Source organism: Caballeronia sp. GAFFF1 (genome assembly GCF_023630705.1).
GTDB lineage: Bacteria > Pseudomonadota > Gammaproteobacteria > Burkholderiales > Burkholderiaceae > Caballeronia.
This window is the reverse complement of sequence record NZ_JALQEM010000021.1, coordinates 36,715-60,095: the sequence shown is the minus strand read 5'-3', so window position 1 is coordinate 60,095 and position 23,381 is coordinate 36,715. Positions and strand designations below refer to the sequence as shown.

Genomic DNA, 23,381 nt, shown 5'->3' with positions numbered 1-23,381 from the left:
TGTGAAAGTAGGTAATCGTCAGGCTCCCCTTGCCCTAAACAAAAACCCCACCCCACAAAGGTGGGGTTTTTGCGTTTTCCGGCACCGCGCGCGGTGCGCAAGTCGACTCCGCGCGGCGAACCGATGCAGGCGCGCTAAAATCTCCGTCGTATCCCGCATCGTCGTTGTCATCGAGTTCTCATGCTACGTTTAAGCGAAATCAAACTCCCGCTGGATCATCCCGATTCTGCTATCAGGCCAGCCGTGATCGCGCGTCTGGGTGAAGTTGGAATCGCGGCGGAAGAACTCGTCGATTTCCATGTCTTCCGCCGCGCCCACGATGCCCGCAAACGGGCCGACATCAAGCTGACCTACATCGTCGATGTCACGGTGAAGGACGAAGCCTCTGCGCTCGATCGCCTCAAAGCACATCCGCATCCGCACTGCGGCGTGACGCCCGATATGACGTACCACTTTGTGACGCGAGCGCCCGAGCGGTCCTCTATGTTGCGACCGGTGGTAATCGGCATGGGTCCTTGCGGCCTCTTCGCCGGGCTAATCCTCGCGCAAATGGGCTTTCGGCCGATCATCCTCGAGCGCGGGAAGGCCGTTCGTGAAAGAACGAAAGACACATGGGGGCTATGGCGGCGGAACGAACTCCAGCCGGAGTCGAACGTGCAGTTCGGAGAAGGCGGTGCCGGTACGTTCTCGGACGGCAAGCTGTATAGCCAGATTAAGGATCCGAAGCACTACGGCCGGAAGGTTCTCGACGAATTCGTCAAAGCAGGCGCGCCGGAAGACATTCTTTATCTGAGCCGCCCGCATATCGGTACGTTTCGACTCGTTAGTATGGTCGAAAAGATGCGCGCGACGATTCACCAACTCGGCGGCGAAGTGCGCTTTCAGCAGCGCGTCGAAGATATCGACATCGATGACGGCAAAGTGCGCGGCCTGCGCCTGTCGACTGGTGAAACGCTTCGCTGCGACCACGTTGTGCTGGCGGTCGGCCATAGCGCGCGCGATACCTTCGAGATGCTGCACAAACGCGGCGTTTTCATGGAAGCCAAGCCGTTCTCGCTCGGCTTTCGCATCGAACATCCGCAGGGTGTGATCGACCGTAGTCGCTTCGGCAAGTTCGCCGGGCATGAGCGCCTGGGCGCTGCCGACTACAAAGTAGTGCATCACTGCAGCAACGGGCGCTCCGTCTACAGCTTTTGCATGTGTCCGGGCGGTACGGTCGTCGCGGCGACATCCGAGCCCGGGCGCGTCGTCACCAACGGCATGAGCCAGTATTCGCGCGCGGAGCGGAATGCGAACGCGGGCATCGTCGTCGGCATCACGCCGGAGGATTATCCCGGCGGTCCTCTGGCGGGCATCGCGTTTCAGCGGAAGTGGGAGGAGCGCGCGTTCGAACTCGGCGGCGGCGATTACTGCGCGCCTGCGCAGCTCGTTGGGGACTTCATTGCCGGCCGTCCGTCGACGTCGCTCGGGTCGGTGATTCCGTCATATAAGCCGGGCGTCAAGCCGACCGATCTGAGCACGGTTTTGCCGGATTACGTGATCGAGGCGATCCGGGAGGCGCTGCCCCAGATCGACAAGAAGCTCCCCGGCTTCGGCATGCACGATGCGGTGCTGACCGGCGTCGAGACGCGCACGTCATCGCCGTTGCGCGTGCGTCGAAAGGATGACTATCAGAGCGTGAATGTCGAAGGCTTATATCCCGCAGGCGAGGGCGCGGGCTACGCGGGAGGTATCTACTCGGCGGCTATCGACGGTATTGAAGTCGCGGAGGCGGTTGCTTTGCAGATGATGGCCGAGCATTCCGCCACCGTATAAGCCAACGGCATCGCTGCTAATAGACTGGTTCAAGTGGGCCGAGGCTTTCGATGACTCGGCTCCGCCCGTCGCGCCCGACGTGGCTCGGAAAGACCCGAACCCATTGCTGATACCCATGCACGTAAGCGATCGAACGCGATCGGCGCCTGATCTCCAAGCAGATGCTCGCGGATGCTACGTGCACGAAAATCCTGCGACCGCGCAGCCACTCGCGGATGCTTCCCCACGAATGGCGCGCCGTCCGATTGCACCGCTTGTCTACGACTTCGATCAAGTCACCACGCCAACCTGCCACGGCACGAACTCGCTCTGCCCGTAGCCATGCTGCTCGCTCTTCGACGGCACGCCTGACGCGCAGTCCAGCATCATCTGGAAAATCTCGTCGCCGAGCTGGTCGATCGTCGCGGTGCCGTCGATCACGCCGCCGCAGTTGATATCCATGTCGTCTTCCTGCCGCTCCCACAGCGCCGTGTTGGTCGCGAGCTTGAGCGATGGCGACGGCGCGCAGCCGTAAGCCGAGCCGCGGCCCGTGGTGAAGCAGATCAGGTTCGCGCCGGATGCCACCTGGCCGGTCGCAGACATCGGATCGTAGCCGGGCGAATCCATGAAAACGAAGCCCTTGGCGTCGATACGCTGCGCGTACTCGTACACTTCGACGAGATTGGTCGTGCCGCCCTTGGCGACCGCGCCGAGCGATTTCTCGAGAATCGTGGTCAGCCCGCCCACCTTGTTGCCCGCCGACGGGTTGTTGTCCATCGCCGCGCCGTTGCGCTCGCAGTAGCTTTCCCACCACTTGATGCGGGCAAGAAGCTTTTCGCCGACTTCGCGGCTCACTGCGCGCCGCGTCAGCAAATGCTCCGCGCCGTACACTTCGGGCGTTTCGGAAAGAATCGCGGTGCCGCCGTGCGCAACGAGCTTGTCGACTGCCGCGCCGAGCGCCGGATTCGCGGAGATGCCCGAATAGCCGTCCGAGCCGCCGCACTGCAAGCCGACGATCAGATGCGACGCCGGCAACGGCTCACGCCGCACGCGGTTGGCGTCCGCGAGCATCTCCTTAACCATCGCGATGCCGCGTTCGATGGTTTTCCGCGTGCCGCCGCTATCTTGAATCGTGAAGCTGCGCAGCCGCTCGCCGTCCTTCAATCCTGCCGATTCAAGCACACCGCCGATCTGGTTCGTCTCGCAGCCCAAGCCGACGAACAGCACCGAATGAAAGTTCGGATGCACCGCGTAGCCGGCGAGCGTGCGGCGCAAAATGCCGAGCCCTTCGCCCTGCATGTCGATGCCGCATCCCAGTCCGTGCGTGAGCGCGATCACGCCATCGACGTTCGGATAATCCGCCAGCACTTCCGGATGCACGTCGCGCCGGAAATGGTCCGCGATGGCGCGCGCGACCGTCGCCGAGCAGTTCACGCTCGTCAGCACGCCGACGAAATTGCGCGTGGCGACGCGCCCGTCGTCGCGGCGAATGCCCATGAACGTGGCCGGCGACTCGACGAACGGCGTCGGATGCTTGTCGACGCCGAACTCGTGTTCGCGCGCGAAATCGGCCATCGAGAGGTTTTGCGTGTGCACGTGCTGGCCGCGCGCGATCGCCTCTTTCGCCACGCCGATGATCTGGTTGTAGCGTTTGACGGGCTCGCCCGCCGCGATCGCGCGGGTCGCGATCTTGTGGCCCGGCGGAATGAGCCCGGTGACGACGAGATCCTCCGACGCAATGCGCGCGCCGGAGAGCAACTGACGTGTCGCGATCACGACGTCGTCTTTCGGATGCAGCCGGATGACCGCATGGTCGTTGGATACGGTGGACATGATCTTTCTTAGATGGTGGAGGGTGCGCGCTTGTCGGCGACGGCGCGTTTGTCCGCTTCATCGAGCGGCTCGATCTTGCCGACGATCACAAGATAGCTGAATGCGCCAAGGAAGCAAAAGCCGCCCGCGACGCACAACGGAATGACGAACGAGCCCTTGGTGAGCGCGAGCATCACGCCCGTGAACGTCGTGATGACGATGCCCGCGAGGTTCGACGCAAAGTTCTGAATGCCGCCGATGGAGGCGACGTGGTCCGGCGTCGGCGCGACGTCGCTCGGAAGCGACCAGATGCTGGCGGCGGCGAAGGCGAGGCTCGCGTAAGCAATGCCGAAGAACGCAAGCATCAGATAGATGTTCGACGTGAACGCCGACAACGTGATGACCGACGAGAGGAGCATGCCGCCGACCATGCAGGTCTTGCGCGCAGCAGTCAGGCTCCAGCCGCGCTTGAAGAGCGAGTCCGAGACGAAGCCGCCGAGCCAGCCGCCCGGAATCGACATCAGCGCGGGAATCGTGCCGAGCGTGCCGAGCGATTTCAGCGAGAAGCCGTGCGCCTGAACGAGATAGCTCGGGAACCACGTGATGAAGAAGTAGATCACGAAGTTCAGGCAGAAGAAGCCGAGCATCATGCCCCACAGCGTGCGGTACTTGAAAAGCGAAGCCCACGACACTTTGTTTTTCGGGGCAACCGGTTGCGGCGGAACATCGACTTCGCCGGTGAGGTCGCCCTTCGACTTGTTCCGGTAGATCGCGAACCAGCCCAGAATCCAAACGAAGCCGAGCACGCCGGTGATCACGAACGACGCTTCCCAGCCGAACGAACTGATGATGAGCGCGACGACAGGAATCGACAGCGCCGAGCCGACGCGCGAGCCGCTATCGAAGATGCTGGTCGCGAAGGCGCGCTGCTCTTTCGTGAACCATTGCGAGACGAGTTTCGCGCACGACGGATACGCGCCCGCTTCGCCGATGCCGAGCATCAGCCGGCAGCCGAACATGCCGGCGACGCTCGTGGTCACGGCGGTCAGCGCCGTGAACACCGACCACCAGCCGACCGCCAGCGGAAGCGCGATACGCGCGCCGACGCGATCGACGAACCAGCCGAAAGGCATCTGCATCAGCGCGTAAGTCCAGAAGAAGCCGCTCAGAATGAAGCCCATCTCCGCGGGCCCGATGCCGAGCGCCTTTTCGATCTGAGGGGCCGCGACCGCGAGATTCGCACGGTCGATGTAATTGATCGCGATGGCCAGAAAGGCCAGGAATATGACTACCCAACGCATTTTGCGCATTTGTTGTCTCCTGCTGGAAGCGGCACTACGTTCGTGTCGGCCGGTCCGCCTTATGCCGTGCGGCGGGCCGTGTTTATGAAATTCAGTGAGCTGTCCGCTTCTGCGGCGGACTGGCGCGGCTAATCAGTGTGTCGTCGTTTGCAAGGCCTCGCGCAGTCGTTTCTGCTCGACATCGAGCTTGAGCCCGCTAGCGAGCTCTATGACCGGCTGGAAGCGCCGGGCCTTCTTTTCCTCGTGATTGCGCGCGATGTCCGCGAGCCGATGCACCAGAAACGGATTCTCGAACCGGTCGCGCACGCTCGCGAGATATTCCGTCGCGACGTCGTGCTGGCCGAGCGCGGTGAACACCGGTAACACTTCGTCGCGCCAAACTGTCTCTAGCGGATCGCGGTAGGCGGGGTCGCGCATGGCGTCGAGCACGGTCATGTCCGGCGCGCCGTCGCGCGTACGCCAGATTTCAGCCAGCATGGTGTGGCCGAGGTTCAGCAGCAGCAATTTGAGCCGTTCGTAGTGCGCAAGATCGTCGGTCACGACGATATCTTCGTGCTCGCACGGCAGCACCATGCGCGGCTGCCGCTCGATGGCCCACAGCGCGTAAGGTTCCGCGATCGCGCCGACCGGGACGATGGGCTCCGAAACGATACGGTCCACCAGCGAGTTGACCCAGATGCAATCGTTGGTCAAGTAGCGGATGAAAGCGTCGTCCAACTTCCACCCGCGCGCGACGCCGCACACGAGATCGCGCAGCGTGTCGCCATTGCGGGAAACGAGTTCGCACGGAAGCAGGGTGATCGGCTCGGCGCCCGCGCGGAAGCGCGCATGCAAGAGCATGGCGAGCTTTGCGGCGAAACCGCGCGGCGTGCGGCGGCCGTCGAGCACCTCGGCGGTGTCTTCATCGAAAAGCGCGTAGCCGGCATCGGCGGTATTGGAGACGATGACTTTCACGTCGCGCTGAATGCGTTGCAGAAGCAGCGGCCAGTCTTCGTTCGCGTGCAGCGCCTCGGTGATCGAATCGCTTTCGATGGTGACGTCCACAGTCTCGTCGCCGCGCCGTCCGCGGATGCGCACCGGATAGCGTCCGGTTGCGCGCAGCGCCTCCGTGCGGGCGCGGCTGTCCGCGCTCGACGTCGTCTGCACGACCGTGATCTTGCCGAGCGCCTTGGACGTATCGCGCCGCGCCGCTTCGGCGACGAAAATGTCCACGTGCGCTTGCAGGAAGCGGCTCGTGCCGAACTGAAGAATCGGATTGCTCATGGTTGCGTCACTCGCGTCGTGCGCTGCATTCCCCGTGCCCGCGGCGGATGACGCTCTGGGCTCAGTCGTGCCTGTCTGGAAACGGTTCCAGCAGGATCGAAAAAAAGGTGGCCACGTGGCCTTACCAGATCGCATACTAGTGGCTTGAATCGCGATTGGTCAAGCCACTTGTAAGCCGCGAATGTTCGCTGAACCGCCCGCCTACGGTGCTTCAGCGCCTCGCCTGATTACAATCCACGTTTTCCCCGAGCTTTCAGGAGTCAGCACGTGAGTGTGAAACCACCGGAGACGCGGCGTCTTTATTTGCAGATCGCCGACAAGCTGCGCGGGTTGATCGAACAGAAGGACTTCGCGCCGAACGGCCGGCTGCCTTCGGAGCGCGAACTGGCGCAGACGCTCGGCGTGTCGCGGCCGTCCGTGCGCGAGGCGCTGGTTGCGCTCGAACTGGAGGGCCGCGTCGAAATCCGCATGGGTTCGGGCGTCTACATCTGCGCGACGCCGGCCGCCAAACCGCCGCGCGCCGAAGCGGAACTCGGTGAGAGTCCCATCGAGATCATGAATGCGCGCAGCGTCATCGAAGGCGCGATTGCGGCGAGCGTCGCGCCGTTCGCGCGGCCCAAGGCGCTGAAGGCGCTGCGTACGGTGTACGAAACGATGGCGCGCGAAGTGGAAAACGGCCTCATACCGATGAGCGCCGATCGCGCGTTTCACGTTGCGATCGCGCAGATGTCCGGCAACGACGTGCTCGTGCGGACCGTCGGCGCGCTCTACGACGAACGGCATAGCCCGCTGTCATCGACGCTTCGGGGGCATTTCGAGGGAGAAGAAACGTGGGCGGCCGCGCTGACGGAACACCGCGACATCCTTGAGGCGCTCGAGGCGCGCGACGCGGTTCAGGCTCAGGCCGCGATGCAGCGGCACATGCGCAATTCCGCGGCGCGGCTCATGACAAAACGCAAGGCATGAAGCCGGCGCGTCCTCGAAGGGCGGACCGGCTTTGGGCGCAACAGCGCGTCAGCCCGGATAGGCTTCATCGACCTTCAAACCGGCTAGCTTGAAGATCACGCGCAGCGTCTGCGGGGCGATGTCCCGGCGCGACGCGAGCGTCGTCAGCACGAAGTCCATCACCTTGGCGTACTTAAGCATGGTCAGGCACGTTTCGATATCGGTGGAGCCGTCGCGCATCGATTCTGCAAGGCGCAGCATCTCCACGGAAATCTCTCGTGCCATTTCCAGTTCGAGCTGCTGCTTTTCGCTCCACGCCGGCATCGCGGTCAGTGCCGCAAGCATCTCCTGAAACTGCTTCTCTGCTTTCTTGTCCGGGATCGCATCCATCGCCGTCCTCTCTTGATCATGGCGCCGGCGAGTCGCATTCGCCGCGCTGTGCGTTAGGTGTTACGTAACAGAGCCACACGCGGCGACAACGTAAGCGTTGCGAAACGCGGCTTTGCTACCCAGCTTGTTGCTCCTGCCTTGTTGCATCGTCGTGCGATCTTCCGGGTCGCATCGTGTGCTGTCTGTATCAATGGCCTCATTGTCAGACGATGCACGATCCGTTCCACGGGCCTTTTCGGGCCGCGTTTGCCATCCAACCGTCAGGCGGAACAAGAGCGTCTTTGCGCTTTTGGGTAAACTTCCTCTTTTGAGGCGGCAGAACCAGCGGTTAGCGCACATTCAGCGCGAACATGCTCCGCTTTTCACACTCCAGTCACTGATTACGATGGCCAAGAAGTCCACTGCCGCGTCGCCCGGCGCGTCCGATTCGCAAACCAAGCACGAAATCCGCCCAGGACAGTCCATCGAACTGCTGAAGGAACTGCACATCCTCACGCGCGACGGCAAGATGAATCAGGACAGCCGTCGCAAACTGAAGCAGGTCTATCACTTGTTTCAGTTCATCGAACCGCTTCTGGCCGATGTGCATCAGCGGCAAGGATCCGTGTCGCTTGTCGATCACGGAGCAGGGAAGTCTTACCTGGGCTTCATTCTCTACGATCTCTTCTTCAAGACTCTGCGCGATCGGTCACACATCTATGGCATAGAGACGCGCGAGGAGCTGGTAAAAAAGTCGGAAGAATTGGCACAACGGCTCGGCTTCGATCGCATGTCGTTTCTGAATCTGTCGGTGGCCGAATCGATTCATTCGCAGCAATTGCCGGACTCGGTCGATGTCGTCACCGCATTGCATGCATGTAATACCGCAACGGACGACGCCATCCATTTCGCTCTACAGAAGAAGGCGAAGTACATCGTGGTCGTGCCGTGCTGTCAGGCGGAAGTCGCGTCGGTGTTGCGCAAGAACAAGGGACACGCGCTGTCGAAGAATGTGCTGACCGAAATGTGGCGGCATCCGCTGCACACGCGCGAATTCGGGAGCCAGATCACCAATGTGCTGCGTTGCCTGCAACTCGAATCGCACGGGTATCAGGTCAGCGTGACCGAACTGGTGGGCTGGGAACATTCGATGAAGAACGAACTGATCATTGCGCAGTTCAAGGACTTGCCGCGCGGCCGTCCGGCGCAGCGGCTTTCGGATGTGCTCGAAACGCTCGGACTCGACGAGCTCCGCGAGCGTTTCTTTACGCAGTAATTACCGTTTGTTCATCCACGCCTTGAAGCCGTCGTGCCCGAGGCGCCGCAGTGTTTCGATGTTGCGCTCGTAGATGTCCGAGGCGTCCGGGAACGCGGCGACCGCGCGATCGATGCTCGCTTCGCGCAACAGATGAAAGATGGGAAACGGGGCGCGATTCGTGTAGTTGTCGATATCGTCCGGCTCGGTTCCATCGAACTGGTACTGCGGATGAAAGCTCGCTATCTGCAACTCGCCCGCCAGCTTCAGTTCGCCTAGTAGGCGCTCGGCAAAAAACAGCGCGTCGTTGTAATCGGCGAAATCGGCGAAGGCGTCAGGCGTGATGAAGAGCGTCGTGTCGATGGCGTTCGGATCGCTCTCGTGCAATAGGCGCAACTCGTCCGCGAGCTCCACGACCACGTCTTCCACGGTTCGCGCGTCGCTCACCACATAACGAATCTGTCCCTTGACGTGCACGCTTTTGGCGAACGGGCACAGGTTGAGGCCGATGACTGCTCGCGTGAGCCAGTGCTCGGTGGCCGCGATGACATCCTCGCGGGTGCTTCGGTCTTTCATGAGCGTTCCTGCTTTCCTTGCGGGTGACTGCCTTTCTCGCATGCCGCATCGACTAACGTGCGCGCCACGCGCGAAGCCGCGCGCAGCGGCCCCGAGCCGGGACCGTAAGTCTGACTGGTTGCGTACACGCCATCCAGAAGCAGCGCCAGCGATTCTGCCAGTTCCACCGGCTTTTCCGCGCCGGCTTCCTGACATTTTTCGATGAAGCGCGTCATCACGTAGCGTTTGTTCCGCTCGACCAGTTGCCGCGCCGGATGCGCCGGGTCGCCGAACTCGCACGATACGTTCACGAACGGGCAGCCGCGATAGTCCGGCGCGGACGCGCGCTCGACGAGATCGTCGAACGCCCGTACGAGCTGTTTCGCCGGATCGCCCGGATGCTTGTCGAAGCTCGCTTCCAGCCGTTGCCGGAAGCGGTCGTCCATGCGCTCCAGATACGCGACGACAAGTTCGTCCTTCGACGCAAACCGCCGATACAGACTCATCTTGTTGACGCCGGCCCGTTCCACGACGGCATCGACGCCGACCGCGCGAACGCCTTCGCGATAAAACAGTGCCTGCGCCGCGTCGAGCAGTTGCTCCTGCGCCGTTGCGCCGTCGGTGCGAACCTGACGGCGGGCAGGGGTTTTCTCCGGGGCGGCGGATGATCGTGTCAAAGTCGGATTCTCGAAAACTGGATGGGTCTTGACATGTTACCGATCAGTAACTAAGCTCGCAACTCCAATGTGACTGATCAGTAACGAAGAACAATCAACCGAGCGGAGCGGCGATGAATTGGGTAGCGAAACGGCTTGATGGCCGCATGCACTACGGATGGGTGACGGTGGGCGTCGTGTTTCTGGTGCTGCTGGCCGCAGCCGGCACGCGCGCCACGCCGAGCGTGATGATGCTGCCGCTCGAAAAGCAGCTCGGCTGGTCACGCGGCACCATTTCACTCGCCATCTCCATCAATCTGGCGCTGTACGGCTTGACCGGGCCGTTCGCCGCCGCCGCGATGCAGCGTTTCGGCGTGCGCCCGACCTTGCTCGCCGCGCTGGCGACGCTCGCCGCGGGCGTTGGCGCGTCTTCGATGATGACCGCGCCGTGGCAAATGGTGCTGGTCTGGGGCGTGGTAGTCGGTGGCGCGACGGGCGTCGCTGCCCTGACGCTTTCGGCGACCGTCGTGAATCGCTGGTTCACGACGCATCGCGGCCTCGCGATGGGCATTCTCACCGCGAGTTCGGCCACCGGTCAGCTCGTGTTTCTGCCGTTCCTCGCGTCCATTTCCGAACACCACGGCTGGCGGCCGGTCGTGTTCGTGGTCGCAGTGGCGGCGGCGGTCGTGCTGCCGCTCGTCGCGTGGCTCCTTCCCGAGCGTCCGGCCGATGTCGCGCTGCGGCCCGTCGGAGAGGCCGCCGGCACGCCGCCCGCCGCCGCTGCGGCGCATAAGAATCCGATCAAGGTGGCGTTCGGCGCACTGTCGTCGGCGAGCAGGACACGAGATTTCTGGCTGCTCTTTTTCAGCTTCTTCGTCTGCGGCGCGAGCACGAACGGCTACGTCGGCACGCATCTGATCGCCATGTGCGCGGATTACGGCATGACGCAGGTGCAAGGCGCGACGCTGCTCGCCGCGATGGGCATCTTCGATCTCTTCGGCACCACGCTTTCGGGCTGGCTTTCCGACCGCTTCAACGCGCGCGTGCTGCTCTTCTGGTACTACGGGCTGCGCGGGCTGTCGCTCATGTATTTGCCGTATGCGTTCGGCATCGACTTCTTCGGTTTGCCGGTGTTTGCGGTGTTCTACGGCCTCGACTGGATCGCCACCGTTCCGCCGACCGTGCGCCTCGCCACCGACGTGTACGGAAAGGAATCCGCGCCGATCGTGTTCGGCTGGATCGTCGCGGGGCATCAGCTGGGCGCGGCGTTCGCGGCGCTGGGCGGCGGCATGCTGCGCTCGAGCCTCGGCAGCTACACCGTCGCGACGATGATCTCCGGCGGACTCTGCCTCGTCGCGGCGGTGGCGGTGCTGCGCATCAACCGGGCGCAGCGTGCTGCCGGCGTGGCCGCGACTTGACGCGGGGCGGTGTCTGCGTGCTGCGGCGTCCTTGTTTATGCTTGATCTTTCTCACATGACAGGGAGTCACGCCATGAGTGCAAAGCCCGCTCCGACCGATATCGACATTCACGATCTGCTGGCCGGCCGCTGGAGCCCGCGCGCGTATTCGAACGAGCCGGTCGACCGCGCGCAGTTGCATCGGTTGCTGGAAGCGGCCCGCTGGGCGCCGTCGTCGAGTAATTTGCAGCCGTGGCGATTTCTCGTGTTCGACCGTCATCGCGACGAAGCGGCGTTTCAGCGGGCTTTCGCCACGCTTGTGCCGTTCAACCAGAAGTGGAACGCGAATGTGCCGTTGCTGATCTGCGTGGCGGCGTCCACGCTGACGCCGAAGGGCGAGCCGAATCAGGCGGCCGCCTACGACACCGGCGCGGCGGCGATGGCGCTCGTGCTTCAGGCGCACGCGCTGGACCTCGCGGCGCATCAGATGGGCGGCTTCGATCGCGACGCCTTCCGCGCGGCGTTCTCCGTGCCGGACGACGTGCAGTTGATCGCGATGATTTCGGTCGGGCATCACGGCGACGCGAGTTTGCTGGACGAAACCCTGCGAGAAAGGGAAACCGCGCCGCGCACGCGTCGGCCGCTGGGCGAAACGGCGTTTGAAGGCGCGTGGGGCAAGGCGTTTGGTTGAGCGAGGGTGGGCGGTGATCGTCGGGCGATGCTGAGGCGCCGGTTCGCTGGGCGAAAGCCTGTCCGAAGGCGAAATCGCCCCGACTATATGGGAAAAGGCGTTCGAAAGCGCGTGGCAGGGCGTTCGAAGGCGCGTGGGGCAAGGCGTTTGGTTGAGCGAGGGTGGGCGGTGATCGTCGGGCGTTGCGGAGACGCCGGTTCGCTGGGCGAAAGCCTGTGCGAAGGCGAAACCGCCCCGACTATGCGGGAAAAGGCTTTCAAAACGCGTGGCAGGGCGTTCGGTCGAGAACGCGTAGTCGGTGAGCGTGGTCATCGCAGCGACGCGAATCTGCTAGACGAAAGCCTGTGAGAGAGGGAAGCCGCGCCACGCACGCGTCGGCCGTTGGACGAAATGGCGTTCGAGGGCGCGCGTACCACCGCATTCGCGAGCGAGGGTCGTCGGGGATCGCGCAGCGCCGGCTTGCTTGACGAAATCCTGTCCGAAAGCGAAACCGTGCTGCGCGCGCCCGCCCGGGCGGCGTTCCGAAGGGCGCGCACAGGCGTTCCGGCCAACATGGGCCGTCGGTATTCGTTGGCATCGCGGAGACGCCAGTCGGCTGGACGAACGCTTCGCGAACGCAAAACGGCAGCGCGCCCGCCAAGCCAGCGTGCAGAAGCGCGCGAAACAAGCGGCGGCTGCTCCGAGAAGTCAGTGATCGTCCGCAGCGGACAGCGGCCGAGCCACGTCCTCGAGCGACTTTCGCTCTGCCGCGACGCCCCAGATGCCCGCGACCACCGCCGCCGCCAGCATCAGCCCCGAGCCGATCAGATAGCCGATGAACACCGCGCCTCGCTCGTGCGTGTCGATCAAATGCCCGAAAAGCGCCGGCCCGATAATTCCGCCGAGCGCCGTCCCGAACGCATAAAACACGGCGATCGCCAGCGCACGGATTTCGAGCGGGAACGTCTCGCTCACTGTCAGATACGCCGAACTCGCCGCCGCCGACGCGAAGAAGAAAATGACCATCCACGCGATGGTCTGCGTGGTGACGGTGAGCATGCCTTGCGTGAACATCCATCCGCTGATCGTCAGCAGCACGCCCGACGTCGCGTACGTGAACGCGATCATGCGGCGGCGGCCGAGCACGTCGAACAGCTTGCCGAGCAGCACGGGCCCCAGAAAATTGCCGGCGGCGAACGGCAGCACATACCAGCCGATGTGATCGCCCGGTACGTGATAGAAGTCGGTCAGCACCAGCGCGTAGGTGAAAAAGATCGCGTTGTAGAAAAACGCCTGCGCGGTCATCAGCATCAGCCCGACGAGCGAGCGCCGCCGATGCACCTTGAAAAGCGTATCGGCGACTTCGCGCAGCGGCGTGTGTTCGCGGGCGTGCAGCCGCAGCGGCTTGACGGGCGTGTCGGGCACGGTCACGCCGTGCTCGCGGAAATGCGCTTCGATTTCCTCGACCACCTGCCGCGCTTCGTCTTCACGGTTGTGCGTGATGAGCCAGCGCGGGCTTTCCGGCACCCACATGCGCATGAAGAGAATCGTGAGCCCGAGCGCCGCGCCGATCAGAAAGCAGCCGCGCCAGCCCCAGTCGGGCGGCAGCACGCCCGGGTCGAGCAGCACCAGCGACCCCGCCGCGCCGATGCCCGCGCCGACCCAGAACGTGCCGTTGATCGCGAGGTCGGTCCAGCCGCGCAGCCGGGCGGGCGTAAACTCCTGAATCGTCGAATTGATGGCGGTGTATTCTCCGCCGATGCCTGCGCCCGTCAGAAAACGAAAGAGCACGAACGAGGCGAGGTTCCACGAAAACGCGGTCGCGGCGGTGGCGGCGACATAGAGGAACAGCGTGATGAAGAAGAGCTTGCGCCGTCCAAGCCGGTCCGTCAGCCAGCCGAACCCGAGCGCGCCGACCACGGCGCCCGCGATATATGCGCTGCCGCCGAAGCCGACGTCGGCGTTCGAGAAGCGCAGCACCGGACTGGTTTTCAGCGCGCTCGCGACCGCGCCGGCGAGCGTGACTTCGAGGCCGTCCAGCAACCAGGTGATGCCGAGCGCGAAGACGATGAGCGTATGGAAGCGACCCCACGGCAGACGGTCGAGCCGGCCGGGCAAATCGGTCTCGATAATGCCGGATCGCTCGCCTGAGCCGGCTGTCGAACGGGTATCTTCAAATGCGGTGGTTTCGTTCATAACGTCCGGCCGTCGGCGGTTGAGCGACGCAAAGGCCGGAGCAAGCTCCATTCCGCTTTGCTCGTTGTAACCGGTAAGGTTAAATTTAGCCCGTGGAAGATTGATGATTCACGCGTCGCCGTGGTACAAACCCCGTCCACGTTTTTTGATACGCGGCGTTGCCTCGTAACGCCGCCGCGAATCCCATGACCTATTGCGCGATCGATTTCGGCACGTCGAACTCTGCCGTCGCCCTGCCCGATGGCCTGCGCATGCGGCTCGCGCCCGTCGAAGGCGACGCGACCACGCTGCCGACCGCCGTCTTCTTCAACACCGACGAGAACGAGCAGTCATACGGCCGGGCGGCGCTGGAAGCGTACATCGACGGCTTCGACGGCCGTCTGATGCGCTCGATGAAGAGCATTCTCGGCTCGCCGCTCGCGGACAACGTCACCGATCTCGGCGACGGCTCCGCGATCAAATACACCGACGTCATCACGCTCTTCCTCCAGCACCTCAAGCAGAAGGCGCAGGCGGTGGCGCCCGAACCGCTGACCCGCGCCGTGCTGGGCCGGCCGGTGTTCTTCGTCGACGACGACCCGCGCGCCGACCGCATGGCGCAGCAGCAACTCGAAGCGTGCGCGCACGCCGTCGGTTTCCGCGAAATCCACTTCCAGTTCGAACCGATCGCCGCGGCCTTCGACTACGAAGCGCGCCTCACGCAAGAAGGACTCGTGCTCGTCGCGGACATCGGCGGCGGCACCTCGGACTTCTCGCTGGTGCGCGTGGGGCCGGAGCGGGCGCGCCATCTGGATCGCAAAAGCGATGTCCTCGCGCATCATGGCGTCCATGTGGCCGGCACGGATTTCGACCGTCGCGTCGAACTCGCGACGATTCTCCGGCAGCTCGGTTATCAGGCGCTCGATCCGCAGGGCCGCGAAGTGCCGAACCGCGTCTATTTCGATCTCGCGACGTGGCACCTCATCAACACCGTCTACACGCCGAAGCGCGTGGGCGAATTGCAGCTGATGCGTCATCTGTACGTCGATCCGCGTCATCACGACCGGCTGATGCGCGTGGTCGATCGCCGGCTGGGGCACGCGCTCACCGCGCACGCCGAAGAAGCGAAGATCGACGTGTCGGCGGGCGGCGCGACCGAGATCGACATGGAGGAAATCCAGGAGGCGCTGCGCGTGGCGTTCGACGAGCAGCAGTTGATCGAGGCGGGGAAGGAGGAGACGCGGCGCATCGTGGAAGCGGCGCTGGAGACGGTGAAGCGCGCGGGCGTCGCCGCGGCGGATGTCGGCGCAATCTATTTCACCGGCGGCACGACCGGCCTGCGCTTTCTATCCGATGCGCTCGCGGCAGCGTTCCCGGCCGCGCAGCCAGTGTTCGGCGATCGGCTGGCGAGCGTGGCGACCGGTCTCGGCATTTACGCGCAGCGCGTGTTCGACTGACGTTTCGGCGTTAGTTTCGCCTGATGATTCGGCCGCCCAAAGCAAAAACCCCGCGCATGCGGGGTTTTTTTCGATCGAGCGGGTCTTAGACCGGCTTGATGTTTGCAGCTTGCTTGCCCTTCGGGCCGGTCTTGACTTCGTAGCTGACCTTCTGGTTTTCCTGAAGCGTCTTGAAGCCTTCGATGCGGATTTCCGAGAAGTGCGCGAACAGATCTTCGCCGCCGCCATCCGGGGTGATGAAGCCAAAGCCCTTTGCGTCATTGAACCACTTGACGGTACCGGTTTCCATATTACTTATTCCAAAAAATTTGATGATTAAGGCCGAAGCCAGGGGTGCATGAAAATCAAGGAAGGGGCAATGGGACCAACCGGAGTACCGTGATGGCGAACTACGAAAGAACCACTTCACTCGCCACTTGAAATCCTGCAAGAAGGTTTATACGGCGAAACCATTTCGCGGTCAAATAATATCCGACCAGTCTGAAGGGATTTTTTGAGACACGATCCGAGCGCATCCGCACGCCCGTTTCTTCACTGCCAGCAGCCCGCGACGCCGCGCAGAAATGCTGAATTCTGCGCCGCCCGGCTGCAATCGAAAGGTGCAACCGTTAAACTACGCGCCTCGTCAAGAGGGGTTGCACCTGCGTCGCCGTGTCGCCGGCATCTCATCCGGCACCCCGGCGAATGCGGCCGCTTAGCCGTGTTCGACCTCGCGTGCGACGCGAGACATTGGAGAAGATCGTGAAGAGTTCGATACAAAGAAATATCGGGCCGTTGGCGTTGATGCTGACCGGCCTGGGATCCATCATCGGTTCGGGCTGGCTGTTCGGGGCGTGGAAAGCGTCGCAGATCGCCGGGCCGGCGGCCATCTGCGCGTGGGTGATCGGCGCGGTCGTCATTCTGGCCATCGCGCTGACGTACGCCGAGCTGGGCGCCATGTTCCCGGAATCGGGCGGCATGGTGCGCTACGCGCGTTACTCGCATGGCGCGCTCGTCGGCTTCGTCGCGGCGTGGGCCAACTGGATCGCCATCGTTTCGGTGATTCCCATCGAGGCCGAAGCGTCCATTCAGTACATGAGCACGTGGCCGTATGACTGGGCGCACGCGCTCTTCGTGAACGAGACGCTCACCACGAGCGGGCTCGCGCTGTCCGCGCTGCTCGTCATCATCTACTTCATGCTGAACTACTGGGGCGTGAAGGTGTTCGCACGGGCGAACACGGCCATCACCATCTTCAAGTTCCTGATTCCCGGCGCGACCATCGCGGGCCTCATCTTCACGGGCTTTCACTCGGAGAACTTCGGCACCACGTCGAGCTTCGCGCCCTACGGCTGGCCTGCCGTGCTGACGGCGGTCGCGACGAGCGGCATCGTGTTCAGTTTCAACGGTTTCCAGAGCCCGGTGAATCTCGCCGGCGAAGCGCGCAATCCCGCGCGCAGCGTGCCGTTCGCCGTGGTCGGCTCCATTCTGATTGCGCTCGTGATCTACGTGCTGCTTCAGATCGCGTACATCGGCGCGGTGAATCCGAGCGACGTGATGCAGGGCTGGAAGCACTTCCACTTCGCGTCGCCGTTCGCGGAACTGGCGATCGCGCTCAACCTGAACTGGCTCGCCGTGCTGCTCTACATCGACGCATTCGTGAGCCCGAGCGGCACGGGCACCACGTACATGGCGACAACCACGCGCATGATCTACGCGATGGAGCGCAACAACACGATGCCGAAGATGTTCGGCAACGTGCATCCGTTCTACGGCGTGCCGCGCCCTGCCATGTGGTTCAACCTGATCGTCGCGTTCATCTTCATGTTCTTCTTCCGCGGCTGGGGCACGCTCGCGGCGGTCATCTCGGTGGCGACGGTCATTTCGTATCTCACCGGCCCGATCAGCCTGATGGCGCTGCGCCGCTCCGCGCCCGATCTCGAACGCCCGCTCAAGTTGCCGATGATGGGCGTGATCGCGCCGTTTGCATTCGTGTGCGCGTCGCTCGTGCTTTACTGGGCGAAGTGGCCGCTGACGGGACACATCATTCTGCTAATGGTGGTTGCCTTGCCCGTGTATTTCTACTTTCAGGGCAAGACGGGCTTCGCCGGCTGGGGCCGCGATCTGAAGGCGGCGTGGTGGCTGATCGGCTATCTGCCGTCGATGGCCGTGATGTCGCTCATCGGCAGCAAGCAGTTCGGCGGCAGCGGACTGTTGCCGTATGGTTGGGATATGGCCGTGGTCGCCGTCATGTCGCTGCTGTATTACTACTGGGGCGTGCACACCGGTTATCGCTCGGACTATCTGGACGAGCGCGAAAGCCGCGACGACATCCTGCACGAAATCGGCGCTTGACGCGTCATTCGCAGAAGTAAAGCGAAGCCCGCCTGAATCGAACGTTCAGGCGGGCTTCGTCGTTCTGGCGCGGCTCAGGCGTCCGCGAAAACGTAGTTGGTCATGGCGAGCGCGCGCTGGAACGTGCCGAGCGACTGAATGCGCAAGTCGTAATCGTCCGCCGCCGCGCCGAGCGCGCCGAACACGGGCAGGAGATGCTCATCGGTCGGATGCATCAGCGCGGCGTGCGGCGCGCGGGCGCGATAGTCGAGCAGCGCGTCGATATCCTGCGCAGCGAGCCGCGATTCGAACCAGTCGGTGAACTCGACCACGCGCGGATCGGCGTCTTCCGGCCGCGCGCCGAAATGGGCCATGCGCAGATTGTGCGTGATCTGCCCGGACCCGGCGATCATCACGCCGTCATCGCGCAGCTCACGCAGCGCGCGGCCGACGCGAAAGTGATGCGCGGCGTCGAGGCGCGGCTGAATGGAAAGCTGCGCGACCGGCACGTCGGCGTCGGGGAACATCAGCAGCAGCGGTACCCACGCGCCGTGGTCGAGTCCGTGGACCGTCGTGGCGCTCGTCACGCCGTGAGCGCCGAGCAACGCGGCGGCGCGTTCAGCGACATCCGGTGCGCCGGGCGCCGGATAGCGCAGTTCGTAGAGCGCGGGCGGAAAGCCGTAGAAATCGTGGATGGTGTCGGGTCGCGCGGCGACGCTCGCCACCGGGTGCGCCGTGCCCCAGTGCGCGGACAGTACGAGAATCGCGCGGGGGCGCGGCAGCGTCGCGGCGAGCGCGGCGAATTCTGCGGAAGGCATCGCCGGGTCGATCGGCAGCGTCGGCGCGCCGTGGGAGATGAAGACGGTCGGTAGTCGGCTCATGGCAGCAGCCTCGGAGGATGTGATGCCACGAATGTATAGCCAACCGTAACGAAGATAAACGGCGGCCGAGGCAACGAATTATGTCCGCGCCGTTGTCAATCAGTCGTTTGCGCCGCCCATGCCCGACCACGCGGCCGCGATCGGCTGCGCCATGCCAAACAGGTCGATAACGCGCGCGACGGTGTGATCGACCATATCGTCGATGCTTGCAGGCTTGTGATAGAACGCCGGCAACGGCGGAAAGATGACGCCGCCCATCTCCGTGACCGCAGTCATATTGCGCAGATGCGCGAGATTGAACGGCGTTTCGCGCACGAGCAGCACGAGCCGGCGGCGCTCTTTGAGCACGACATCGGCGGCGCGGGTGACGAGGTTGTCGGAGAGACCGTGCGCGATGCTCGCGAGCGTGCGCATCGAGCAGGGCGCGACGATCATGCCGTCCGTCGCGAACGAACCGGAAGCGATGCTCGCGCCGACATCGCGCACGTTATGCACGACATCCGCGAGTGCGTTGAGGGCGGCTTTATCGAGATCGAGTTCGTGCTGGACGTTGAGCCAGCCCGCGCTCGACACGAGCAAATGCGTCTCGACGCCGCCCAGCCGGCGCAGCGTCTCGAGCAGACGCACGCCGTAAATGGCGCCCGTTGCTCCGGTAATCGCGACAATCAGCCGTCGCTTGGCGGCAGCGGGCGCACTCACTTGCAATACGGCTTTAGGCGGCGGCGAAAAGTTGCTGCAATTCGCCCGACTGATACATCTCCATCATGATGTCCGAGCCGCCGACGAACTCGCCCTTCACGTAAAGCTGCGGAATGGTCGGCCAGTTGGAGAATTCCTTGATGCCCTGGCGGATGGCGTCGTCTTCGAGGACGTTCACCGTCATGATCTGGTCGACACCGCACGCCTTCAGCACCTGAATGGCGCGGCCCGAGAAGCCGCACATCGGGAACTGCGCGGTGCCTTTCATGAAAAGGACCACCGGGTGTTGATCGACGATCTGCTTGATGCGTTCTTGCGTTTCCATGGCGTTCCTGCGAAGAAGGTGAGTCTCGAAATGATAGCGGATTTCGCCTGTGCGGGCTCTCGCTCAGGCCGGCGCGAGGCCGCCGCTGATTCGTTCGATGCCCGCGAGATCGCGCAACGAACGCACGGCGGTGAAGCCGCGTGCGGACAATAACCGGCGCACGGCGTCGGCCTGATCGTAGCCGTGCTCGATCCACAGCGCGCCGGTGCGCGCGAGCAGCAAAGGCGCGGTCTGAACGATGACACGGATCGCCGAAAGCCCGTCGGCCTCGTCGGTGAGCGCGGCGCGCGGCTCGAAGCGCAGGTCGCCTTGCGCGAGATGGGGATCGTCGCACGCGATATACGGCGGATTACTGACGATGACGTCGAAGCGCAGCGATGCATCGACGCGCGCGGTCCAGTCGCTTTCGACGAAGGTGAGCGCGCCGCCCGCGCGGGCAGAATCGAGCAGCCGCTCGGCATTGCGCCGGGCGACATCGAGCGCGGCGGGCGAGCGGTCCACGGCAGAGACGCGCGCATCGGGCCGCGCGTGGGCGATCGCGATGGCGATTGCGCCGGTTCCGGTGCCGAGATCGAGCACGCGGGCATTCGGCGTCCCGGCGATGACGTCGAGCGCCGTTTCGACGAGCAATTCGGTTTCCGGACGCGGAATCAGCACGTCAGTCGTCACGTCGAAGTCGAGGCCGAAGAACTCGCGCTTGCCCGTCAGTTGCGCGATCGGTTCGCCCGCACCGCGCCGCGCGGCGAGCGCCCCGAACCGCGCGACGGCCGCGGCATCCAGCGTTTCGGCATCGCGCGTAATCAGCTCGGTGCGACGCCATCCGAGCACATGCGTCAGCAGCACGCGCGTCTCCATCGCCGGCAGCGGCGAGGCGCGCAGCAAGTCCGCCGCGGTCGTCACTCCGCGTCCCCGAGCGCCGCGAGCAGTTCCGCCTGATGCTCGGACACGAGCGCGCCGATCAGTTCGTCCAGATCGCCGTCCATGATGTATTCGAGCTTGTAGAGCGTCAGATTGATGCGGTGATCCGTCATGCGCCCTTGCGGGAAGTTATATGTGCGAATGCGCTCCGAGCGGTCGCCCGAACCGATCAGGCTCTTGCGCGTCGCGGCTTCCTTCGCGTGCTGCTCGTGATACTGCTTGTCCTTGATGCGCGCGGCGAGCACCTTCAGCGCGCGATCCTTGTTCTTGTGCTGCGAGCGGTCGTCCTGACATTCGACGACGATGCCCGTCGGCAAGTGCGTGACGCGCACGGCCGAATCCGTCTTGTTGATGTGCTGCCCGCCCGCGCCCGACGCGCGGAACGTGTCGATACGCAAATCCGCCGGATTGATGACGACTTCGCTGATTTCATCGGCTTCGGGCATGACCGCGACCGTGCAGGCGGACGTGTGGATGCGCCCCTGCGTTTCGGTCGCCGGCACGCGCTGCACGCGATGCCCGCCCGATTCGAACTTGAGCCGCGAATACGCGCCTTGTCCCGCGATCCGCACGATCACTTCCTTGTAGCCGCCGAGGTCCGACACGCTTTCCGACATCGTCTCGGCGGTCCAGCGATTGCGTTCCGCGTAGCGCAGATACATGCGCAGAAGATCGCCCGCGAAGAGCGCCGATTCGTCGCCGCCCGTGCCCGCGCGGATTTCGATGAAGATATTGCGTTCGTCGTTCGGGTCCTTCGGCAGCAGCATCGTCTGCAGATCGCTTTCGATTTTTGCCATGCGCTCGCGCGCCTCGCCGATTTCCTCTTCGGCAAAATCGCGCATCGAAGGGTCGGCGAGCAGTTCGTGCGCGGTGGCTTCGTCGGTGAGCGCCTGACGCCAGAGCGCGTATTGCTCGACGATCGGGCTGATTTCCGCGTGCTCGCGCGTGAGCTTGCGGTACTGGTCCATGTCGGACGTCACGTCTTCGCGACTCAGCAGTTCGTTGAGATCGACCTGCCGTTTTGCAAGCTGGTCGAGCTTGCTTTGCATGCTGGTTTTCATCGGGCGGGAATGATGCGCTCGGGCGTCAGGAAAAACTGCAATCGGAGAAGCTGCCGCGCATCAGACGCGGAGCATTCGAGAATAGCAAAGAGACGGCCGCTAACGGTCCGACGAATCGTTGCCGGCGCCGCCGTGGCGGTAGAAGCCGCTCATCAGGTCGATGAGCTGCTCGCGCTCTTCGCGGCTCGCGCGGTTGAGCGCGTGAGTGGGGCCGTGAATGAGCTTGTTGGTGAGGGATTGCGACAGCGCCTCCAGCACGGCGGCGGGATCGTCGCCGCGCGCGAGCAACTTGCGGGCGCGTTCGACTTCGGCGCGGCGCAGCGCGTCGGCCTGCGTGTGCATGTGGCGAATGACCGGCACGATGCTGCGCGCATCCAGCCACTGCATGAAATTCGCGACGCGCGTTTCGATGATCGCTTCGGCCTGCGCGACCGCCGCTTGCCGCGACGCGTTGCCTTCGCGGACGATGGCGCCGAGGTCATCGACCGTATAGAGGAACACGTCCTGGAGGTTGCCGACGTCCGGCTCGATATCGCGCGGCACGGCGAGATCGACCATGAAGATCGGCCGATGCCGCCGCGCACGCACCGCGCGCTCGACCGCGCCGAGACCGATGATGGGCAGCGTCGAGGCCGTGCACGACACGATGATGTCGAACTCGTGCATGCGCGTGGGCAGTTCCGACAGCGGAATGGCGCGGCCGTTGAAACGCTCAGCGAGCTTCTCACCGCGTTCGGCGGTGCGGTTCGCGACCACCAGTTCGCGCGGATTCTGCGCGGCGAAGTGCGTCGCGCAAAGCTCGATCATCTCGCCCGCGCCGATGAACAGCACGCGCTGGCTCGAAATGTCTTCGAAGATGCGCTCGGCGAGACGCACGGCGGCGGCGGCCATCGAGACGGATTGCGCGCCGATCTCGGTCGTCGAGCGCACTTCCTTCGCAACCGCGAACGTCCGCTGGAAAAGCTGGTTCAGATACGTGCCGAGCGCGCCCGCTTCCGACGCGGTGCGCACGGCGTCCTTCATCTGACCGACGATCTGCGTTTCGCCGAGCACCATCGAATCCAGCCCGGACGCGACCCGAAACGCGTGGCGCACGGCTTCCGACTGCGGCAGCGCGTAGACGTGCGGCGCGAGTTCGGAGACGGGCAGATTGTGGTACTTCGACAGCCACTGGATGGCGGCGTCGCGGGCGGCGGTGTCGTCCGTTGCGCAGTAGAGTTCGGTGCGGTTGCAGGTGGACAGAATGGCCGCTTCGGGCGACGCCTTCGCAAGCGGGCCGAGCCAGACGTCCTTCAGCGCGGAAAGGGCGGGCTTGAGCTGTTCGAGCGGAAACGCCACGCGTTCGCGCAAGGCGACAGGCGCAGTGTGGTGGTTGATTCCGATCGTGAGGAGCTGCATGTAGTTATGCGTTGGCCCTAAGCCGTTGGCCTTTCAGATAGCCCAATATTATAGCGTTTTAGGAATTCGTTCATTTATAGGCGGCATTCGGGGACGGACCGCGGACGGCAGCGCTGGGCTCGGGGAAATGTCGGCGT

Annotated in this window: 21 protein-coding genes; 7 read left to right on the top strand and 14 right to left on the bottom strand. The window is 63.8% G+C overall.

What is annotated here, in order from left to right:
- Positions 1-180 precede the first annotated feature (180 nt).
- Positions 181-1,815 carry an NAD(P)/FAD-dependent oxidoreductase gene (locus NCR37_RS11895; protein WP_250473174.1) on the top strand — a complete coding sequence of 545 codons (1,635 nt, stop codon included), beginning with the start codon at positions 181-183 and terminating at the stop codon, positions 1,813-1,815.
- A gap of 270 nt (positions 1,816-2,085) precedes the next feature.
- Here the strand turns inward: NCR37_RS11895 and NCR37_RS11890 are convergent, their stop codons facing one another.
- The 3 genes from NCR37_RS11890 to NCR37_RS11880 form a co-directional block, all read right to left on the bottom strand.
- Positions 2,086-3,627, bottom strand: coding sequence for a UxaA family hydrolase (locus NCR37_RS11890; protein WP_250473173.1), 1,542 nt, complete (start codon positions 3,625-3,627; stop codon positions 2,086-2,088).
- 8 nt (positions 3,628-3,635) lie between these two features.
- Entirely contained in the window at positions 3,636-4,916 is a 1,281-nt protein-coding gene (locus NCR37_RS11885; protein WP_250473172.1) for an MFS transporter, read from the bottom strand.
- A 123-nt stretch (positions 4,917-5,039) separates the two neighbouring features.
- On the bottom strand, positions 5,040-6,170 hold the full coding sequence (locus NCR37_RS11880) for a mannitol dehydrogenase family protein (protein ID WP_250473171.1): 1,131 nt from the start codon (positions 6,168-6,170) through the stop codon (positions 5,040-5,042).
- A gap of 267 nt (positions 6,171-6,437) precedes the next feature.
- Here NCR37_RS11880 and NCR37_RS11875 point away from each other — a divergent pair, with 267 nt between their 5' ends.
- The gene (locus tag NCR37_RS11875) at positions 6,438-7,136 is read left to right on the top strand and encodes a FadR/GntR family transcriptional regulator (protein WP_175946576.1); all 699 of its coding nucleotides are present in this window, start codon (positions 6,438-6,440) and stop codon (positions 7,134-7,136) included.
- Between the two features lie 48 nt (positions 7,137-7,184).
- Here NCR37_RS11875 and NCR37_RS11870 read toward each other — a convergent pair whose 3' ends face one another.
- Positions 7,185-7,505 carry a hypothetical protein gene (locus tag NCR37_RS11870; RefSeq protein WP_061125643.1) on the bottom strand — a complete coding sequence of 107 codons (321 nt, stop codon included), beginning with the start codon at positions 7,503-7,505 and terminating at the stop codon, positions 7,185-7,187.
- A 385-nt stretch (positions 7,506-7,890) separates the two neighbouring features.
- Here NCR37_RS11870 and NCR37_RS11865 point away from each other — a divergent pair, with 385 nt between their 5' ends.
- A complete protein-coding gene (locus tag NCR37_RS11865; RefSeq protein ID WP_250473170.1) occupies positions 7,891-8,760 on the top strand; it encodes a class I SAM-dependent methyltransferase in 870 nt (289 codons plus the stop codon).
- Here NCR37_RS11865 and NCR37_RS11860 read toward each other — a convergent pair whose 3' ends face one another.
- The gene (locus tag NCR37_RS11860; protein WP_250473169.1) at positions 8,761-9,315 is read right to left on the bottom strand and encodes a DUF1415 domain-containing protein; all 555 of its coding nucleotides are present in this window, start codon (positions 9,313-9,315) and stop codon (positions 8,761-8,763) included. It lies immediately after the preceding gene.
- Positions 9,312-9,971, bottom strand: coding sequence for a TetR/AcrR family transcriptional regulator (locus NCR37_RS11855; protein ID WP_250473168.1), 660 nt, complete (start codon positions 9,969-9,971; stop codon positions 9,312-9,314). Before NCR37_RS11855 ends, NCR37_RS11860 begins: the two co-directional genes overlap by 4 nt.
- Before the next feature lie 113 nt (positions 9,972-10,084).
- Between NCR37_RS11855 and NCR37_RS11850 the strand changes: the two genes are divergently transcribed.
- Together NCR37_RS11850 and NCR37_RS11845 are read left to right on the top strand one after the other, a co-directional pair.
- The gene (locus tag NCR37_RS11850; protein ID WP_250473167.1) at positions 10,085-11,368 is read left to right on the top strand and encodes an MFS transporter; all 1,284 of its coding nucleotides are present in this window, start codon (positions 10,085-10,087) and stop codon (positions 11,366-11,368) included.
- Between the two features lie 73 nt (positions 11,369-11,441).
- Positions 11,442-12,038 carry a nitroreductase family protein gene (locus tag NCR37_RS11845; protein WP_250473166.1) on the top strand — a complete coding sequence of 199 codons (597 nt, stop codon included), beginning with the start codon at positions 11,442-11,444 and terminating at the stop codon, positions 12,036-12,038.
- 687 nt (positions 12,039-12,725) lie between these two features.
- On the opposite strand, the gene NCR37_RS11840 is transcribed toward NCR37_RS11845, so the two are convergent.
- Positions 12,726-14,213: an MFS transporter gene (locus tag NCR37_RS11840; RefSeq protein WP_250473165.1), complete on the bottom strand. Its 1,488-nt coding sequence runs from the start codon at positions 14,211-14,213 to the stop codon at positions 12,726-12,728.
- 185 nt (positions 14,214-14,398) lie between these two features.
- Here NCR37_RS11840 and NCR37_RS11835 point away from each other — a divergent pair, with 185 nt between their 5' ends.
- Complete coding sequence (locus tag NCR37_RS11835; RefSeq protein WP_250473164.1) at positions 14,399-15,649, top strand: Hsp70 family protein; 1,251 nt, start codon at positions 14,399-14,401, stop codon at positions 15,647-15,649.
- Positions 15,650-15,734: 85 nt separating this feature from the next.
- On the opposite strand, the gene NCR37_RS11830 is transcribed toward NCR37_RS11835, so the two are convergent.
- The gene (locus tag NCR37_RS11830) at positions 15,735-15,938 is read right to left on the bottom strand and encodes a cold-shock protein (protein ID WP_007000074.1); all 204 of its coding nucleotides are present in this window, start codon (positions 15,936-15,938) and stop codon (positions 15,735-15,737) included.
- A 452-nt stretch (positions 15,939-16,390) separates the two neighbouring features.
- On the opposite strand from NCR37_RS11830, the gene NCR37_RS11825 reads away from it, so the two are divergent.
- Positions 16,391-17,983 (top strand): APC family permease, encoded by a 1,593-nt coding sequence (locus NCR37_RS11825; RefSeq protein WP_250473163.1) that lies wholly within the window; start codon positions 16,391-16,393, stop codon positions 17,981-17,983.
- A 74-nt stretch (positions 17,984-18,057) separates the two neighbouring features.
- On the opposite strand, the gene NCR37_RS11820 is transcribed toward NCR37_RS11825, so the two are convergent.
- The 6 genes from NCR37_RS11820 to hemA all read right to left on the bottom strand — a co-directional run bounded on the left by NCR37_RS11820 (position 18,058) and on the right by hemA (position 23,244).
- Positions 18,058-18,843 carry a DODA-type extradiol aromatic ring-opening family dioxygenase gene (locus tag NCR37_RS11820; RefSeq protein WP_250473162.1) on the bottom strand — a complete coding sequence of 262 codons (786 nt, stop codon included), beginning with the start codon at positions 18,841-18,843 and terminating at the stop codon, positions 18,058-18,060.
- Between the two features lie 99 nt (positions 18,844-18,942).
- Positions 18,943-19,542 carry a UbiX family flavin prenyltransferase gene (locus NCR37_RS11815; RefSeq protein ID WP_250473161.1) on the bottom strand — a complete coding sequence of 200 codons (600 nt, stop codon included), beginning with the start codon at positions 19,540-19,542 and terminating at the stop codon, positions 18,943-18,945.
- Positions 19,543-19,555: 13 nt separating this feature from the next.
- Positions 19,556-19,867: a Grx4 family monothiol glutaredoxin gene (gene grxD / locus NCR37_RS11810; RefSeq protein ID WP_250473160.1), complete on the bottom strand. Its 312-nt coding sequence runs from the start codon at positions 19,865-19,867 to the stop codon at positions 19,556-19,558.
- 63 nt (positions 19,868-19,930) lie between these two features.
- Positions 19,931-20,767, bottom strand: coding sequence for a peptide chain release factor N(5)-glutamine methyltransferase (gene prmC / locus NCR37_RS11805; RefSeq protein ID WP_350029059.1), 837 nt, complete (start codon positions 20,765-20,767; stop codon positions 19,931-19,933).
- Positions 20,764-21,846 carry a peptide chain release factor 1 gene (gene prfA, locus NCR37_RS11800; RefSeq protein WP_250473159.1) on the bottom strand — a complete coding sequence of 361 codons (1,083 nt, stop codon included), beginning with the start codon at positions 21,844-21,846 and terminating at the stop codon, positions 20,764-20,766. Before prfA ends, prmC begins: the two co-directional genes overlap by 4 nt.
- 99 nt (positions 21,847-21,945) lie before the next feature.
- A complete protein-coding gene (hemA, locus tag NCR37_RS11795; RefSeq protein WP_250473158.1) occupies positions 21,946-23,244 on the bottom strand; it encodes a glutamyl-tRNA reductase in 1,299 nt (432 codons plus the stop codon).
- Positions 23,245-23,381 lie beyond the last annotated feature (137 nt).

Coding starts and splice junctions, on each gene's coding strand:
- grxD (WP_250473160.1), bottom strand. CDS start 19,867: ATGGAAACGCAAGAACGCATCAAGCAGATCGTCGATCAACACCCGGTG.
- hemA (WP_250473158.1), bottom strand. CDS start 23,244: ATGCAGCTCCTCACGATCGGAATCAACCACCACACTGCGCCTGTCGCC.
- NCR37_RS11820 (WP_250473162.1), bottom strand. CDS start 18,843: ATGAGCCGACTACCGACCGTCTTCATCTCCCACGGCGCGCCGACGCTG.
- NCR37_RS11845 (WP_250473166.1), top strand. CDS start 11,442: ATGAGTGCAAAGCCCGCTCCGACCGATATCGACATTCACGATCTGCTG.
- NCR37_RS11835 (WP_250473164.1), top strand. CDS start 14,399: ATGACCTATTGCGCGATCGATTTCGGCACGTCGAACTCTGCCGTCGCC.
- NCR37_RS11860 (WP_250473169.1), bottom strand. CDS start 9,315: ATGAAAGACCGAAGCACCCGCGAGGATGTCATCGCGGCCACCGAGCAC.
- NCR37_RS11870 (WP_061125643.1), bottom strand. CDS start 7,505: ATGGATGCGATCCCGGACAAGAAAGCAGAGAAGCAGTTTCAGGAGATG.
- NCR37_RS11885 (WP_250473172.1), bottom strand. CDS start 4,916: ATGCGCAAAATGCGTTGGGTAGTCATATTCCTGGCCTTTCTGGCCATC.
- NCR37_RS11890 (WP_250473173.1), bottom strand. CDS start 3,627: ATGTCCACCGTATCCAACGACCATGCGGTCATCCGGCTGCATCCGAAA.
- NCR37_RS11865 (WP_250473170.1), top strand. CDS start 7,891: ATGGCCAAGAAGTCCACTGCCGCGTCGCCCGGCGCGTCCGATTCGCAA.
- prfA (WP_250473159.1), bottom strand. CDS start 21,846: ATGAAAACCAGCATGCAAAGCAAGCTCGACCAGCTTGCAAAACGGCAG.
- NCR37_RS11830 (WP_007000074.1), bottom strand. CDS start 15,938: ATGGAAACCGGTACCGTCAAGTGGTTCAATGACGCAAAGGGCTTTGGC.
- NCR37_RS11880 (WP_250473171.1), bottom strand. CDS start 6,170: ATGAGCAATCCGATTCTTCAGTTCGGCACGAGCCGCTTCCTGCAAGCG.
- NCR37_RS11840 (WP_250473165.1), bottom strand. CDS start 14,213: ATGAACGAAACCACCGCATTTGAAGATACCCGTTCGACAGCCGGCTCA.
- NCR37_RS11895 (WP_250473174.1), top strand. CDS start 181: ATGCTACGTTTAAGCGAAATCAAACTCCCGCTGGATCATCCCGATTCT.
- NCR37_RS11850 (WP_250473167.1), top strand. CDS start 10,085: ATGAATTGGGTAGCGAAACGGCTTGATGGCCGCATGCACTACGGATGG.